The sequence below is a fragment of the Nocardia sp. NPDC058666 genome, from assembly GCF_042714895.1.
Taxonomy (GTDB): domain Bacteria; phylum Actinomycetota; class Actinomycetes; order Mycobacteriales; family Mycobacteriaceae; genus Nocardia.
The window spans coordinates 218300-234217 of the sequence record NZ_JBHXRY010000003.1; the positions used below are offsets into that span (position 1 = coordinate 218300).

A 15918-nucleotide genomic window follows, 5' to 3' on the forward strand; every position below is an offset into this window, starting at 1 on the left:
CTCACCCTGTCAGTGCAGGTCCCGACGGCGGAATGCCATGAGCCCCAACAGCAGTCCCGCGGTGGCAACCGCGAGCAGGTAGGCGATCGGCACGATGTCGAACCCCGCGCCGGGCAGTTTCGGCGGGTGCACGAAGGGGGCCAGATCCAGAATCCACTGCGGGAAGCTGCCCACCGAGTCGCGCGTACCGCACGCGCCCAACCGCTGCGGACAGGACCGTTTAGGCGCGGCCCGTGCTCTCCTGCTCGTGCAGTCGCAGCACCGCCGACACGGAGTAGGCGCCCGCGGCCGCGGCCAGCATGGTGACCGCGTAGGCGATGAACGACTTCTCCAGATCCGCCGACCCACCCAGCGCGGTGACCACATCGCTCAGGGTGCCGCTGTCGTCGAGCATGCCGCCGATGCTGGTCACCGCCCCGCCGATCAGCAGCCCGTACAGGGCGAATCCGGTGGTCCAGGCGATCAGCGAGCCACGCTGCAGCCGCCATGCCAGGCCCACCGGACCCGACAGGTCACCGCGTGCCACGGCCGGACCCGGGCGGTCGGCCAGCAGGCCCGCACCGAGATCGCGGGTGCGCAGCAACTGGTAGGCCAGCAGGGTCGCGCCGGTGCCCAGTGTCGCCAACAGCAGCAGTACCCACCAGCGTTCCTCGGCGAACGGACGGATCTGTAGGCACCAGCCCAGCGGCGAAAACCACGACAGCACACCGTTTCCCGCGTCACCGACCGCCCGCACGGCGAACGCCGCGCCCAGTGCGATGCCACGAGCAGGGCGGGCATCAACCCGATCAGCACCGACCACAGCGGCGCGATCACGCGGTCACGACGCAGGTACAGACGCAGCATCTGGCCGGTGCCCGCGAATTCGGTTGCGGTGCCTGATGTTCGGTGCGGGGTGGCGGCGAGGGTGGTCATGCGTGCACCTTCTCCGCGGTCTCGGTGTTGTCGACGTGGTAGTGGCGCAGGAACAGATCTTCGAGGGTGGGCGGGGCGCTGGTCAGGCTGCGCACGCCCGCGTCGCCGAGGACCCGGATCAGCGCGCCCAGGTGTTCGGCGTCGACCCGGCAGCGCAGCGTGGAGCCGTCGCGTTCGACATCGTCGACACCAGGCAGCGCGCTCACATCGCCGGGATCGCCGATCAGGTCCGCGGTGATGGCGGTGCGGCTCAGGTGCCGCAGGTCGTTCAACGATCCTGATTCGACGGTGCGACCCGACCGGATGATCGTGACCCGGTCACACAGGTGCTCGACCTCGGACAGGATGTGGCTGGACAGCAGCACGGTCGCACCGCGCGCGGCGGCGGCCCGCACGCAGTCCTGGAACACCTTCTCCATCAACGGATCCAAGCCCGAGGTCGGTTCGTCGAGGATCAACAGGTCCGCGTTCGCCGAAAAGGCCGACACCAGTGCGACTTTCTGCCGGTTGCCCTTGGAATAGGTGCGGGCCTTCTTGGTCGGGTCCAGCTCGAACCGTTCGATCAATTCGCCGCGTCGCGCCTGGTCGATCCCGCCGCGCATGCGGGCGAGCAGATCGATGGTCTCGCCACCCGACAGCGACGGCCACAGCGTGACATCGCCTAGGACATAAGCGATTCGGCGATGCAGGTCGACCGCATCGGTCCATGGATCGTGCCCGAACACCGTCGCCCGGCCGCCGGAGGCGCGCAGCACGCCCAGCAGAACGCGGAGGGTGGTGGACTTTCCGGCGCCGTTGGGGCCGAGGAAGCCGTGGATCTCGCCCGCGTTCACGCGCAGGTCCAATCCGTCCAGTGCGGTGAAGTGGCCGAACGTCTTTCGCAGGTCCGCGACCTCGATGACCCGGTCGGTGCTGGAGGTGAGCATCGTCTACTCCTCGAAAAGGGTGTCGAGCATGGTGGAGTCGGTGAGCAAGCCCTGGGTGTAGAGCTCTAGCGCGGGGAAGGTGATCTCGTCGGACAGTTCTCGAATGGCCTTGCGGTAGTCCAGCTTTCCGTCGCCGGGGGTGCGCATCTGCAGGTAGAGGTTCATCGCACCGACGTGACACAGCACGATGTAGCGAGCGCGCGCGGCGTGATCACGGCTGAGCTTGATCGTGCCCGCGTCGACGCCCGCCTGCATGTACTGCTGCGCGTCGCTGATCATGTGTTCCAGCAAGGAGATGGCCAGTGCGCCGCCGGCCTGGAAACTGCGCAGCATGTAGGCCACCAGGGAGGCGTAGATCTCGATCTCGGCCATCGCGTGCAGGATCCCCGCCGGTGACGGGGACTGGAGGTTGCGCAGCTTCTCTTCGCGGATGATCTCGAGCACACGCTCGTCGCAGGCGGCGCGCAGTCCGTCCTTGGAGCCGAAGTGATGGTTCACCAGCCCGGGCGAAACCCCCGCGGCCGCGCCGATCGCCCGGACGCCGTTCAATCCGTTGGCAAGAGTTCGGCCGTACCGAGTTTCGGGCCTGGGAGACACCGCGCACGCGGGCTAGGGTCGAAGCATGGCTACCGGCACATCGACGACGGCAGAACATCTCCGCGCAGCGTTGGACGGACCGTGGCGCGCGATCAGGGAGCAGGCGCGCACACAGCTTTCCGGCGAGGAACTCACCGACGATCCCGAACTCGACATCCACGCGGCCAGGGCGCGCGTGCTCGACCAGATGCGCGTCATCGCGACCATGGGCTACCCGGAGAAGGGTTTCCGGCCCGAGAACGGGGGCACCGGCGACCCCGGCGGCGCGGTCACCGGACTGGAGATGTTGGCCTACGCGGACCTGTCACTGTGGGTGAAATCCGGTGTGCAGTGGGGACTTTTCGGCGGCGCGGTGGAAAACCTGGGCACCGAACGGCACCGCGACTTCATCAAACAGCTGATCTCCCTGGATCTGCTGGGCTGTTTCGCGATGACCGAATCCGGGCACGGCAGCGACGTCGCCGACTTGGAAACCACGGCCACCTACGATCCGGCCACCCAGGAATTCGTGATCAACACCCCGACCCCGTCGGCGCGCAAGGACTACATCGGCGGCGCCGCGGTGCACGCCCGGATGGCGGCGGTGTTCGCCCAGCTGATCGTGGGCGGGGAGAGTAAGGGCGTGCACTGTCTGCTGGTGCCGATCCGCGACGAACTCGGCGCTGACCTGCCCGGCGTGACCACCTACGACGACGGCCTCAAGGGTGGTCTGCCCGGCGTGGACAACGGGCGCATCGTGTTCGATCACGTGCGGATCCCGCGCGAGAACCTGCTCAATCGCTACGCCGACGTCGCGCCCGACGGCACGTACAGCTCCGAGATCGAGAACCCGAGTCGCCGGTTCTTCACGACGTTGGGCACGCTGGTGCGCGGACGCGTCAGCGTCGGTGGTGCGGCTGCCGCGGGTGCCAGGGTCGCCCTGAGCATCGCCGTGCGGTACGCGCTGGCTCGCCGCCAGTTCGCCGATCCCGACACCGGCGAGGAAACCCTGCTGCTGGATTACCGCAGTCACCAACGTCGGCTGCTGCCCCTGGTGGCGAAGTCGTTCGCGCTGGCGTTCGCGCAGAACGATCTTGTGCGTCGGATGGATTTGATTCAGCGCGGGCAGGATACCGAGCCGAGCTCGCAGCGCGCGCTGGAGAAGCGGGCGGCCGGTTTGAAGGTCGCGCAGACCAGGCACGCCACGCGCGCGATCCAGGAATGTCGCGAAGCATGCGGCGGCGCAGGCTATCTCACCGAGAACCGACTGGTGACGTTGAAGGCCGATACCGATGTGTTCACCACCTTCGAAGGTGACAATGTTGTTCTGACCCAGCTGGTGGCCAAGGAACTGCTCACCGCGTACTCCGACGAAATCCGTGACCTGGACGCGCTGGGCTGGGTGCGGTTCGCCGCCACCATGGCCGGTGACGTGGTGCGCAAGCGCTCGGGCGTGCGTCAGCTGATCCAGACTCTGCGCGACCGCAACGACGAATCCGTCGACGAGGGCGACCTGTCCAAACGCGATGTGCAACTGGCGCTGTTCGCCGACCGCGAGGACTACCTGTTGCGCACCGCCGCCCACCGGCTGCGCGCCCGCGCCGAGGACACCGGCCCGTTCGAGGCGTTCAACAACGCCCAGGACCACATCCTGGCCGCCGGTGCCGCGCATATCGACCGGCTCGTGCTCGAGGAATTCGTCGACGGGATCGCCGCCATCGAGGACCCCGACGCCAAGGCACTGGCCGAAACCGTCTGCGACCTCTACGTGTACGCGTCGCTGGAGGAGAACCTGGCCTGGTACATCATGCACCGGTTCATGTCGGTGGAACGGGCCAAGTCGGTGCGGCGCGGGGTGAACGAATTGGTCGACCGGTTGCGTCCCGATGCGCTGACGCTGGTGGAGGCGATGGGTGTGCCGGAGTCGATGCTGCGCGCCGAAATGTTGCACGATGCCAGCGTTTTCGATCGCCGCTAGGTCAGGCGCCCTGCTCTCGGCCACCCCGTAGGGCGTCGGAGATCCAGCACAGGGTGATCGACATGGCCACGGCCGCTGCCGCCCCGCCGAGGACATCGGTGGGGCGGTGGTACCCCAATGCGGCCATGCCGGGGGTGATCACGATCAGTGCGAGCACGGTCAGCACCGCGACCACGACGCGCGTCAGTCGATCGGTGACCAGACACGCGAAAGTCGTTGCCACAGCGACCATATGGACTGTGTGCCCGCTGGGGTAGGCGAGGAAGTCGTGAAATTGCCGGTCCCACAACGGTTTCAACAACCAGGTGTTGACCGCCAACGCGACTTCGGGCACCACCAGCATCGTCACCGCCTGCCACCACTGACGACGCAGCACGAACCAGGCGCACGCAACCAGCAACAGCGCAGCGACCACCGGCGCGTTACTCGGGATCACCAACAGTGGGGCCAGACCGGGGGAGACGTCGGGGACCGCGGAATCCAGCCCGCTCGCACCGCCACCCGCGGAAAACGTCAGCGGAATCGCCGCGGTGACGGCGGCACCGGCACCGATCGCGGTCACTCGGGCGACGGTGGCGCTGCGGACATTCACGCCCGCGACGATAGCCGCCGGGTCAGGCGGGACCGTAGGTGAGCACCGCCGTGACCACGAACCACAGCACCCACACGATGGCCACGATCATGCCCAGGGCGAGGGTGATTCGCAGGAACGCGGCCCCGAAATCGAGATCGCCGCCGACGCGCGGATACAGCTTCCACGGGCTGTACCAGGGCGCGACCAACCCCCGCGACTGCGCTTGCTGCTCGAGCTCGGCCTGTTCGTCGGCGTACTGCTCCGCTGCCGCCTGGGTGGGACCGCCGTGCCACAGCGTCACATCGATCGGGCCCAGGAATCCCTCGTTGAGCAGGTCCTGCGGTGCGGGCAGGTACGGCAGGATGCCGAGGCCGCGGAACGCGATGGCGATGTCGTTGGCCGTCCACAGGTTGTGTTCCTTGGCGGCCAGGAACTCGAAATACTCTTCGAGGCGGTGCGGGTCGTCGGTGACGATCACATCGAAACTCGGGTCGCTCCACCCCTGATGCACGTCGATCTGCGCGCCGGGCATCGGCACGATCAGGCCGAGACCGTGCACCGCGCGCTGGCCAAGACCGCGCGCGGCGAGATAGTCCTGCAGGGCGAAGGTGTGGTCGCGCGAGCGTTCCAGCGGCGTCGACTTCTCCGCGCCCGCGAACTGCGCCAGCTCACCGGAGACCATCCACGGGCCGTTGAGCGGGATCTCCAGCACGCCGTCCTGGGGTGCGGTGAACGTCTCGGCCTCGATCACCACGCAGCTGGTCGGAGTCCAGACCACCGCGTCGAACTGGTGCAGCTTGTCGGCATGGAACAGGCTGCAGTTGATCGTGGCCACGCCGCGCGGGCTGGACAGGTCCTTCCAGGTGCGCATCCAGTCGATCAGCGCCGACTCGGCATCGCTGCCAGCCGGGTTCTGCACGCGCACGAGCATGGAGACCGCCCTTCGTTGGTCGTTCGCGCCGGCGTGGCGAAATCGAGCCGAGAACCGTTGGCGTACATCGTAGCTGGATCAATCCTGTTCGGCGGCGAACGTGCCCGCCTCCACCGCGGCGACCAGCTCGGCGTGGTCGGCCTCGGTGCGGTCGGCGTACCGCACCGCGAAACGGGCCACTGACTCCTCGAACCGGTCGTCGTCGTCATCGTCGGTTTCCAGGTAACCCGCCAGCGCGCGCGGGTCCAGCGAGCGGGCGTGCGCGCGGGCCAGCAGTGCGCCCGCCAGGCGGCCGTAATCGTCGAGGTCGTCGGCCGACAGGGTCGCGGGGTCGATACTGCCCTTGAGATTGCGGAACTGGCGCACGATGAACGGCGTCGATTCGTCGAGTTCGATGGTGGTCCAGCCCAGCAGAATGTCGGTTTCGGACTGCACGGTCCGCGCGCCGACCACGATCCGCTCGCCCTCGTGCCGAGGTGTGGTCGGCGGCAGGAACGGCGTGAGCGAAGACGGGCGCGCCTCCTTCACCTGCAGCACCACCGCTTCACCCTCGTTGCCGTGTAGCAGCGCCACATAACTGTGCAGCCCGACACTGCCGGTGCCCACGATGCGAAAGGCGACATCGGACACGGCGAACCGGTCCAACAGGTTGCGCCGGGATTCGCGAATGGTGCCCGCGTACTGCTGCAGTCCGTCGATGACCGCGTTGCAGACCTGCTCGTCGACCGCGGTCAGCACCGGCGGGTCGCTGACGAAACGGTGCTTGCGGATATCGGTCTCGTGGTCGTCGATGGCTTGCGTCCACTTCGCCACCACCTTGGCGCTGGTGTTCTTGCGAGCCTTCTTCGCGGCCTTCTTGAAGTTGTCCAGGAGATCCTCGGCCTTGGCACTGGTCAGGATCGACTCGTCGGGCAGGGCCGTCCACGACTGCATGAACGGCATCTGGGCCAGTTCGGCCACGGTGTTGCGGTAGGAGCGGGCGGCATCGCGCGCGGCCCGCAAACAGTCGTCCTCGTCGGCGCCGCTCTCGCGCCCGGCCAGCACCAAACTCGCCGCCAGGCGTTCCAGATCCCACTCCCACGGGCCGAGCACGGTCTCGTCGAAATCGTTGATGTCCATGACGATCTCGCCACGTTGGGTGCCGTAGAGGCCGAAGTTGGCCGCGTGCGCGTCACCGCAGATCTGGGCGGTCAGACCGCTGTCGGGCCCCGCGGCCAGGTCGGCGGCCATCAGCCCGGCGGCACCGCGGAAGAAGGTGAACGGCGAGGCGATCATCCGGCCGATCCGCAACGGGATCAGACGTTCGATGCGGCCACGGTTGCTGGTGTCGATGAATTCGCGCACCGACGGTCGATCGGGACTTTCCGCCGCGCGGTCGCGCTCGGTGACGGGAACCTTCGCCTTGGCGGCGCGGCCGCGTGCGCGGGCGTCCTCGGCGGAAACGTAGGAGCGCAGATCAATACCACTGTCGGACACGACTGCCCAGGTTACCGGGTCCGCGCGCGGGCGGCGGCGCCACGCGGTACACCGCAGCGGATCCACGGCGTTTCGGCGTGGCCGGATGGCGCGAGCGGGGGTGGCTGCGGTAAGCATGGGCGTGGCAACCGAATCGGGACGGCCGAGCACGCACGACACCGACACCGGTGGTGTGTTCAGCGACCGCATCCTGACCGTGCCCAACGTCTTGAGCATCCTGCGCCTGTTCGCCATCCCGGTCTTCCTGTGGCTGATGGTGGTCCGGCATGCCGACGGCTGGGCGTTCATCATGATGATCGCCATCGGTTTCACCGACTTCCTCGACGGCAAACTCGCCCGATTGCTCGACCAGTCCACCCGGCTGGGTGCGCTGCTGGACCCGTTCGTCGACCGGGTGTATCTGGTCACCACCCTGGTGGCGTTCGTGGCCCGCGGGCTGATTCCGTGGTGGCTGGCAGTGATCTTGATCGCTCGCGACCTGGTACTGACCGCGTGCCTTTCGGTCTACAAGCGCCGCGAACTGCCCGCGCCGGAAGTGATCTACCTGGGCAAAGCCGCCACCTTCGCGCTGATGTCGGCGCTGCCGTGGCTGCTGACCGGGGAGATGGACTGGGCGGGCGCGGGTTTCGGCTGGGCGTTCGGTTGGGCGCTGCTGATCTGGGGTACAGCGCTGTATGTGTGGACCGGGGTGCTCTACGCGGGGCTGGCTGTCGCGGTGGCGCGATCGACACCGCCTGTGCCGCACCGCGGGAGCTAGTCGATACTGTTACGCGCAACGTCGACGAGGAAAGGACGTCCAGTGACCCGGACCCCTGAGGAACTGCGCTACACCGAAGAGCACGAATGGGTGCGGCGGACCAGCCCCACGGCGGTCCGTGTCGGCATCACCGATTACGCCCAGTCACAGCTGGGTGACGTCGTGTTCGTCCAACTGCCCGACGTCGACAACGACGTGACCGTCGGCGACAGCATCGCCGAGGTCGAGTCGACCAAGAGCGTGTCCGACATCTACGCACCCCTGAGCGGCAAAGTCGTTGCGGTGAACGAGGATCTGGTGCAGGCACCGGAAACACTGAACACCGATCCGTACGATGCGGGCTGGCTGTTCGAGCTCTCGTTCGACGACGAGGCCACCCTGGACGCGCTGCTGAGTGAACTGCTGGATGCGGCGGGTTACCAAGGAGTTATCGGGGGCTGACGCAGCCTTCACAGTTCTCCCTGCACGGGCACGCCCCGGCAGGGTACGGTCAAAGCCAAGCGGATACGTCGGGGAATCGACGCCGGGATCTTTCCTGGCGATGTGATCGCGCCGGTCGTGTCGCCGAATACAGCACCTGTTTGCATGGATAATCAGGTTCGAGGAGGAGAGAAACGGTGAGCGAGAACAGGGACCCGGGTTACGGGGAAACCGCGGCCGAGACGACATCGGTCTTCCGCGCGGACTTCCTCAACGAGGTCGACGCGTCGCGCTCCGCAGAGCCGGCCGGCGAACAGCCGGTTCAGGGCGTCGAGGGCCTGCCTGCCGGCGCGGCCCTCCTAGTGGTCAAGCGTGGCCCGAACGCGGGCTCGCGTTTCCTGCTGGATCAGCCGACCACCTCGGCAGGCCGCCATCCCGACAGTGACATCTTTCTCGACGATGTCACCGTCAGCCGTCGGCATGCCGAGTTCCGTCAGGACGATGACTCGTTCCAGGTGGTGGATGTGGGCAGCCTCAACGGCACCTACGTCAACCGGGAACCGGTGGATTCGTCGGAACTGCAGAACGGCGACGAGGTCCAGATCGGCAAGTTCCGACTGGTCTTCCTGACCGGTCCGCGCGCGCAGGCCAACGAATCGGCGTCGGGCGCGGGGTCGCGATGACCCCTACGGTACTGGTGTCCGCGAGGTTCGCGAAGGGCACAGTGCTGTGACAGGGGCGGCGCAGTGGGCGCGCGGAGGAATGTCGATCGGCTCCGTACTCGACCTGCTGCGACCAGATTTTCCTGACATCACCATCTCCAAGATCCGGTTCCTCGAATCCGAGGGCCTGATCCGGCCGGAGCGCACACCGTCGGGATACCGGCGGTTCTCGGGCTCCGACTATGAACGGCTGCGTTTCGTGCTGACCGCGCAACGCGATCAGTACCTGCCGTTGAAGGTGATCAAGGAGCAGTTGGAAGCGATCGACAGTGGTGCGGCGACGTTGGGCGTGCGTGAAGCGCGCGCCCGCGCACACTCCCACCACGGCACCGCGGAAGCCGGGCACGCTGTGTCCGGTTCCGTGGGTGTCCACGGCGAAAGCCATACCCCGCCGCGACGCCTCGGTGTCGTTCCCGGCGAGATCACCCCGGAAGAACTGCGCGTGGACATCGGCGTGCGGCTCACCCGAGCGGATCTGCTGGCCAAGGCCGACATCGACGACCGCTTCCTCGACGATCTCCTGCACGCGGGACTGATCGTGCCCGGTGCGGGCGGGTTCTTCGAATCCGATGCGGTGACCCTGGCCAACGCGGCCAAGGCGATGGCCGAATTCGGTTTGGAGGCACGGCATCTGCGCGCGTTCAAACTCGCCGCCGACCGTGAGGCCGCGCTCATCGCGCAGATCGCCGCGCCGATCGCGAAGAGTCGCGACGCCGACGCGCGCGCCCGCGCCGAGGAAACCGTGCGCGAGCTCGCCGCGATCTCACTGAACCTGCACGCCGCACTGGTGAAGGCCGCCGTGCGCGCGGCCCTCGGCGGCTGACACACCCGGCACGGTGATCAGGTATCGCCCCGGCCACACACCGATTTCGGCTCGAACGACTCCGATACACACCCCAGAATTCGCCTAGACTCGTTGATACGGCCAGCTGTGCAGCTGTCGTGCCGGCCGGCGGCGAGTATGGGAGGCAGGACACTTCATGAGTGAGATGCGCGTCATCGGCATCCGTGTCGAGCAGCCACAGAACCAGCCCGTGCTGCTGCTGCGAGAAGCGTCAGGGGAGCGGTATCTGCCGATCTGGATCGGGCAGGCCGAGGCGACCGCGATCGTGCTCGAGCAGGAGGGGGTAACCCCGATCCGGCCGTTGACTCACGATCTGATCAAGATCCTCATCACCGACCTGGGCCACACCCTCAAGGAAGTGCGGATCGTGGATCTGCAGGAGGGCACCTTCTACGCCGATCTGGTCTTCGACGGCGACCTGCGGGTCTCCGCGCGCCCCTCGGATTCGGTGGCGATCGCGCTGCGCGTGGGGTGCCCGATCTACGCCGAGGAGCCGGTGTTGGCGGAAGCGGGACTGGTCATGCCCGACGAACGTGAGGACGAGGTCGAGAAGTTCAAGGAGTTCCTCGAGTCGGTCTCGCCTGACGATTTCAAGGCCACCGACAGCTGATCACGAATTGGTAAACCTGAAGTAGAGGTCGAGGGAATCGCTGGTCCAGGTGCTTGGTCAGACAACACCGCAGGTCGGACAATGGCAGGAGTAACCTCGAAAGTCGGGCAACATCCATCGTGACTGGCGACCCGAGAACGTCGGCAGAAGGAGCGGTCAGTGGAAGAACAGACGCAGGATGTCGTACAGCCTGGCTTGTTCCCGGACGATTCGGTTCCGGACGATCTGGTCGGCTACCGGGTGCCCAGCGCCTGTCAGGTCGCGGGCATCACCTACCGGCAACTGGATTACTGGGCCCGCACCGGGCTGGTCGTGCCGTCCATACGGGGCGCCGCGGGTTCGGGCAGTCAGCGGCTGTACTCGTTCAAGGACATCTTGGTCCTGAAGATCGTGAAGCGGCTGCTGGACGCGGGCATCTCTTTACAGAACATTCGGATCGCCGTCGATCACCTGCGCAGTCGTGGCGTGGGCGATCTGGCCGGGATCACCCTGTTCTCCGACGGCACCTCGGTGTACGAGTGCACGTCACCCGAGGAAGTCGTCGATTTACTGCAGGGCGGCCAGGGCGTATTCGGCATCGCCGTCGGCGGTGCCATGCGTGAGCTGACCGGCGCGATCGCCGCCTTCCCGGCCGAACGCGCCACCGCGATCACCGACCGACCCGAAGACGAGCTGTCCTTCCGCCGCAAGGTGCGGGAGAACCGCAAGACCGGTTAGTTCGCCTCGTGCCGCGGGGCTACCAGGCGCCGTGATAGAGCAGGCCGAGCGTCAAGGCGGCCACCGCGGTAGCGAGGAACACGATCCCGCCGACGACATTGCGGGAGCCCACTCGCAGGTGGGCGATGATCGCGCCGATGAAGTACAGCACCAGGCCCACGGCAGCGAGGGTTCCCAGCAGCGGCACGGCCAGTCCGGCCAGCAGGCCGACGGTGCCCGCTGCCAGCAGGAGGCCGAGCACCGGCACCCACTTGCGGGGCACACCCTTCATATCCGCCTGGGTCTTGGGGTATTCGTGGCCGATCAGGTAGGTGACGGCGGCGGCGCCGTTGAAGACCGCGCCGAGGATGGTGACCGTGAGGTAGGCGGCGAACACCGATTTCTCCGTTTCTGCGGGACAGCTGTACTGCGGGCACTCCCTCGCGGAATGCGGTTGTCCTCCATGATGATTCAGTGAGCCCGTTCGCGCCATCGGGAGACGGTCAGGCGCACTGATGAGCCGCGCCGCCCGATGCCGGCCTCTTCTGCGCGCCGGAATCCGGCCCGAATTCTCGGCGTGGCGCAAATGCCACTAGACTGGGCGGGCGTCGCCGCCGTGCGGGAGAGTCCTTGATTCGTGAGAATCCGGGCGCCGAAGGAGCAGCACCTCCCCGTCAATCTCTCAGGCAACAGGGACCGCACGGTGATTCGACGCCTCTGGAAAGCGGTGGCATCCGGCTGCCCGCCCACGGGGAAAGGGACACCGGTCTTTGTGGTCGGCTACCGAATCTCTCAGGCGCACAGACAGAGGGGGAGGGCTGGTATCCGTCGACCCTACGGTCGACCCGCCCGACCTGGAGCTGCTGCCGTGACCCGTTCGTTTGCCGACCGCCACATCGGACCCGATTCCGACGAACTCGCCCGGATCCTCGCGACCATCGGCGTCGAGTCCATCGACGCGTTGGCGACCACGGCGCTGCCCGCCACGATCCTGGACGAGTCCGGCCTCGGTGCGCTGCCCGCCCCCGCCTCCGAGCACGAGGTACTCGACGAACTGGCCGCGCTCGCATCGGCCAACACCGTGGCCACCTCGATGATCGGCCTCGGCTACTACGACACCCTCACCCCGCCGGTGCTGGTGCGCAACCTGCTCGAGAACCCCGCCTGGTACACCGCCTACACCCCGTACCAGCCCGAGATCAGCCAGGGCCGCCTCGAAGCGCTGCTCAACTTCCAGACCATGGTGTCGGACCTGACCGGCATGGACGTGGCCAATGCCTCCATGCTCGACGAGGCCACCGCCGCCGCCGAGGCGATGACGTTGCTGCGCCGCGCCGGCAAGTCCAAGTCGAACCGGCTGCTGCTGGACGCCGACCTGTTCCCGCAGACCAAGACCATCATCGGCACCAGGGCCGAACCCCTCGGTATCGAGATCGTCGAAGCCGACCTGTCCACCGGGCAGCTGCCCGAGGGTGACTTCTTCGGCGTGATCGTGCAGACCCCCGGTGCGTCGGGTCGCATCGTCGACTGGACCCCGGTGTTCGCCGCCGCGCACGAGCGTGGCGCGCTGGTCGCCGCCGGTGCGGACCTCCTCGCGATGACCCTGATCACCGCCCCCGGCGAGCAGGGCGCGGACGTGTGCTTCGGCACTACCCAGCGCTTCGGTGTGCCGATGGGCTTCGGTGGACCGCACGCCGGCTACCTCGCCGTGCGCACCGCCTTCGCCCGTCAGCTCCCCGGCCGCCTGGTCGGTGTGTCCGTGGACGCCGACGGTGACCTGGCCTACCGCCTCGCCCTGCAGACCCGCGAGCAGCACATCCGCCGCGAGAAGGCCACCTCCAACATCTGCACCGCCCAGGTGCTGCTGGCCATCGTGGCCGCCATGTACGCCAGCTACCACGGGGCCAACGGCCTGCGCGCCATCGCGCGTCGAGTGCACGCCCACGCTGTCGCCGTGGCTACCGGTCTCGGCGGGGCGGCCGTGCACGGCGCCTTCTTCGACACCGTGCTCGCACAGGTGCCCGGTGGTGCGGAAGCCGTTGTCGCCAAGGCGAAGTCGAAGGGCATCAACCTGCGCCTGGTCGACGCCGACCACGTCGCGATCGCCTGCGACGAAGCCACCACCGACGCGCACGTGGCCGCGGTGCTCGAATCCTTCGGCACCACACAGACTCCCGAGCAGGGCGGCAGCACCGAACCGGTCGCGATCGAGACCCGCACCTCGGACTACCTGACCCACCCGGCCTTCACCCGCCACCACACCGAGACTGCGATGCTGCGCTACCTGCGCGCGCTGTCGGACAAAGATATCGCGTTGGACCGCAGCATGATTCCGCTCGGTTCCTGCACGATGAAGCTCAACGCGACCGCCGAGATGGAACCCATCACCTGGCCCGGTTTCGCCCGCCTGCACCCCTTCGCGCCGCTGGAAGACACCCCCGGCATCCGCAAGCTCATCACCGACCTCGAGCAGTGGCTGGCCGAGATCACCGGCTACGACGCGGTGAGCCTGCAGCCCAACGCCGGTAGCCAGGGCGAATACGCGGGCCTGCTCGCGATCCGCCGCTACCACCTCGATCGCGGCGACGACCACCGCGACACCTGCCTGATCCCGTCCAGCGCGCACGGCACCAACGCGGCCTCGGCGGCCATGGTCGGCATGCGCGTGGAGGTGGTGAAGTGCCGGGCCAACGGTGACGTCGACCTCGACGACCTGCGCGCCAAGATCGCCGACCACGCAGACCGGCTGGCCTGCATCATGATCACCTACCCGTCCACCCACGGCGTCTACGAACACGAGGTCGCCGAACTGTGCGCGCTCGTGCACGACGCGGGCGGTCAGGTGTACGTCGACGGTGCGAACCTCAATGCCCTTGTCGGCCTTGCCCGTCCGGGTCGGTTCGGCGGCGATGTGAGCCACCTGAACCTGCACAAGACCTTCTGCATCCCGCACGGCGGCGGCGGTCCGGGCGTCGGCCCGGTCGCGGTCGGTGCGCACCTGGCGCAGTACCTGCCCGGCGACCCCCTCGAAGCCGGTTCGCACGCGGTGTCCGCGGCCAACTACGGTTCCGCGTCGATCCTGCCGATCACCTGGGCCTACATCCGGATGATGGGCGCGGAGGGCCTGCGCGCGGCGACCCTGACCGCGATCGCGTCGGCCAACTACATCGCCCGCCGCCTCGACGCCTACTTCCCGGTGCTGTACACCGGCGAGAACGGCATGGTCGCGCACGAGTGCATCCTGGACCTGCGCGAGATCACCAAGCAGACCGGTGTCACCGTCGACGATGTGGCAAAGCGCTTGGCCGACTACGGTTTCCACGCCCCGACCATGAGCTTCCCGGTGGCGGGCACCCTGATGGTGGAGCCCACCGAGAGCGAGAACCTCGAGGAGATCGACGAGTTCATCGCGGCCATGATCGCCATCCGCGGCGAGATCGACCAGGTCGCCGCCGGTGTCTGGCTGGTGACCGACAACCCGCTGCGAGGTGCCCCGCACACCGCGGCCAGCCTGGTGCGCGAATGGGACCACCCGTACAGCCGTGAGACCGCCGTGTACCCGCGCGGCATCGGTCACGCGCGCCCGAAGGTGTGGCCGTCGGTGCGGCGCATCGACGGTGCGTTCGGTGACCGGAACCTGGTCTGCTCGTGCCCGCCGATGGACTCGTACGAAGACTGATCGACACCCGAGAGCGGGCCTCGCCGAACTGTTCGGCGGGGCCCGTTGTCGTTCGGGCGGGCCAGGTGACGGTTGGGTCGCGACAGGGTTGCTGAAGGTGAATTCTTTGGGCCCGTATTGTTCGCGTGTAACAAACTATTTGTTCAGTTGTTTCGCGCCCCGCGAATGTCCAGTTTGTTGTCTCGAGAAGTTGGAACCCGCGAATAAGTCAAGCCCCTAGTATTGGCGGGAGTTGATTCGGCAATATGACCGGGCGACACGCGCGAGATCTGGATGTGTGGCTCTTCAGCCATGTGTCGCCCCGCTCCGGTGATTTCGTGCGATGCCACCTGGTGACGTGATGGAGAATTCTCCGATTCGGTCAATCGATCAGTTTCGGCAGGGGTTGCCAGAAAATGGCCTGTTTTGCGGGGGATCGTCTGAGATTTCTTCCCGCGTATCTGGTTGGGATCCGGGTGTGTACAGGGTCTTCGTCGGTGACCGGTCAACGCTCTGAGCTGCTGAGCAGGACTATCCGCGAAATAGTAGTTTCGCGCGGAATGTCTGAATTTGTGGTGGACGCGCCAGGAATTGTTACTAGTGCGTTCCCTGTAATTCGTATGCCAGCTGTTTGCTGTCAGGCTAATGTCGGTGGGGTGTTTAGCAGCAGAGACCGTTGGGTACCACGCCGCGCGGGACGTCGGCTCGGCGAAACTACAAGGGGAAAACGTATGCCTGTACGGCAGTAGTGCACGCGCGACACGCTAGTAGGGAAGTACACGTGACTCCGTACTCGGAGTTCGTGTGAGGTCGTCAGTCATGCGAGGGGTCGGGT

General features: G+C 66.9%; 16 protein-coding genes and 1 riboswitch. Of the genes, 8 read left to right on the top strand and 8 right to left on the bottom strand.

What is annotated here, in order from left to right:
* Positions 1–9: 9 nt before the first annotated feature.
* The 4 genes from ACFWVD_RS10520 to ACFWVD_RS10535 form a co-directional block, all read right to left on the bottom strand.
* Positions 10–174, bottom strand: coding sequence for a hypothetical protein (locus ACFWVD_RS10520; protein ID WP_379241765.1), 165 nt, complete (start codon positions 172–174; stop codon positions 10–12).
* A gap of 46 nt (positions 175–220) precedes the next feature.
* Positions 221–802 carry a hypothetical protein gene (locus tag ACFWVD_RS10525; RefSeq protein ID WP_379241766.1) on the bottom strand — a complete coding sequence of 194 codons (582 nt, stop codon included), beginning with the start codon at positions 800–802 and terminating at the stop codon, positions 221–223.
* Positions 803–911: 109 nt separating this feature from the next.
* Complete coding sequence (locus ACFWVD_RS10530) at positions 912–1841, bottom strand: ATP-binding cassette domain-containing protein (protein WP_379241767.1); 930 nt, start codon at positions 1839–1841, stop codon at positions 912–914.
* 3 nt (positions 1842–1844) lie between these two features.
* Positions 1845–2390, bottom strand: a complete 546-nt coding sequence (locus tag ACFWVD_RS10535) for a TetR family transcriptional regulator (RefSeq protein WP_379241768.1) — start codon at positions 2388–2390, stop codon at positions 1845–1847.
* Between the two features lie 73 nt (positions 2391–2463).
* On the opposite strand from ACFWVD_RS10535, the gene ACFWVD_RS10540 reads away from it, so the two are divergent.
* Positions 2464–4395, top strand: a complete 1932-nt coding sequence (locus ACFWVD_RS10540) for an acyl-CoA dehydrogenase (protein WP_379241769.1) — start codon at positions 2464–2466, stop codon at positions 4393–4395.
* A 1-nt stretch (position 4396) separates the two neighbouring features.
* Here the strand turns inward: ACFWVD_RS10540 and ACFWVD_RS10545 are convergent, their stop codons facing one another.
* The 3 genes from ACFWVD_RS10545 to ACFWVD_RS10555 form a co-directional block, all read right to left on the bottom strand.
* Positions 4397–4987 carry a phosphatase PAP2 family protein gene (locus tag ACFWVD_RS10545; RefSeq protein ID WP_379241770.1) on the bottom strand — a complete coding sequence of 197 codons (591 nt, stop codon included), beginning with the start codon at positions 4985–4987 and terminating at the stop codon, positions 4397–4399.
* A gap of 22 nt (positions 4988–5009) precedes the next feature.
* Positions 5010–5888, bottom strand: coding sequence for an NERD domain-containing protein (locus ACFWVD_RS10550; protein ID WP_379241771.1), 879 nt, complete (start codon positions 5886–5888; stop codon positions 5010–5012).
* A 90-nt stretch (positions 5889–5978) separates the two neighbouring features.
* Entirely contained in the window at positions 5979–7376 is a 1398-nt protein-coding gene (locus tag ACFWVD_RS10555; protein WP_379241772.1) for a DUF2252 domain-containing protein, read from the bottom strand.
* A gap of 115 nt (positions 7377–7491) precedes the next feature.
* Here ACFWVD_RS10555 and ACFWVD_RS10560 point away from each other — a divergent pair, with 115 nt between their 5' ends.
* The 6 genes from ACFWVD_RS10560 (at position 7492) to ACFWVD_RS10585 (ending at position 11446) form a co-directional block, all read left to right on the top strand.
* Positions 7492–8133, top strand: coding sequence for a CDP-alcohol phosphatidyltransferase family protein (locus ACFWVD_RS10560; protein WP_379241986.1), 642 nt, complete (start codon positions 7492–7494; stop codon positions 8131–8133).
* 42 nt (positions 8134–8175) lie between these two features.
* Entirely contained in the window at positions 8176–8574 is a 399-nt protein-coding gene (gcvH, locus tag ACFWVD_RS10565) for a glycine cleavage system protein GcvH (RefSeq protein WP_379241773.1), read from the top strand.
* 176 nt (positions 8575–8750) lie between these two features.
* A complete protein-coding gene (locus ACFWVD_RS10570; RefSeq protein WP_379229676.1) occupies positions 8751–9236 on the top strand; it encodes an FHA domain-containing protein in 486 nt (161 codons plus the stop codon).
* Positions 9237–9315: 79 nt separating this feature from the next.
* The gene (locus ACFWVD_RS10575; RefSeq protein WP_379241774.1) at positions 9316–10098 is read left to right on the top strand and encodes a MerR family transcriptional regulator; all 783 of its coding nucleotides are present in this window, start codon (positions 9316–9318) and stop codon (positions 10096–10098) included.
* Positions 10099–10255: 157 nt separating this feature from the next.
* Complete coding sequence (locus ACFWVD_RS10580; RefSeq protein WP_056817654.1) at positions 10256–10729, top strand: bifunctional nuclease family protein; 474 nt, start codon at positions 10256–10258, stop codon at positions 10727–10729.
* 159 nt (positions 10730–10888) lie between these two features.
* Positions 10889–11446, top strand: coding sequence for a MerR family transcriptional regulator (locus ACFWVD_RS10585; RefSeq protein WP_379241775.1), 558 nt, complete (start codon positions 10889–10891; stop codon positions 11444–11446).
* Between the two features lie 19 nt (positions 11447–11465).
* Here the strand turns inward: ACFWVD_RS10585 and ACFWVD_RS10590 are convergent, their stop codons facing one another.
* On the bottom strand, positions 11466–11822 hold the full coding sequence (locus ACFWVD_RS10590; protein WP_379241776.1) for a DoxX family protein: 357 nt from the start codon (positions 11820–11822) through the stop codon (positions 11466–11468).
* A gap of 212 nt (positions 11823–12034) precedes the next feature.
* Positions 12035–12134, top strand: a riboswitch (glycine riboswitch).
* A 159-nt stretch (positions 12135–12293) separates the two neighbouring features.
* Between ACFWVD_RS10590 and gcvP the strand changes: the two genes are divergently transcribed.
* On the top strand, positions 12294–15104 hold the full coding sequence (gene gcvP / locus ACFWVD_RS10595; protein WP_379241777.1) for an aminomethyl-transferring glycine dehydrogenase: 2811 nt from the start codon (positions 12294–12296) through the stop codon (positions 15102–15104).
* Positions 15105–15918: the final 814 nt, after the last annotated feature.

Coding starts and splice junctions, on each gene's coding strand:
- ACFWVD_RS10530 (WP_379241767.1), bottom strand. CDS start 1,841: ATGCTCACCTCCAGCACCGACCGGGTCATCGAGGTCGCGGACCTGCGA.
- ACFWVD_RS10540 (WP_379241769.1), top strand. CDS start 2,464: ATGGCTACCGGCACATCGACGACGGCAGAACATCTCCGCGCAGCGTTG.
- ACFWVD_RS10560 (WP_379241986.1), top strand. CDS start 7,492: ATGGGCGTGGCAACCGAATCGGGACGGCCGAGCACGCACGACACCGAC.
- ACFWVD_RS10575 (WP_379241774.1), top strand. CDS start 9,316: ATGTCGATCGGCTCCGTACTCGACCTGCTGCGACCAGATTTTCCTGAC.
- ACFWVD_RS10580 (WP_056817654.1), top strand. CDS start 10,256: ATGAGTGAGATGCGCGTCATCGGCATCCGTGTCGAGCAGCCACAGAAC.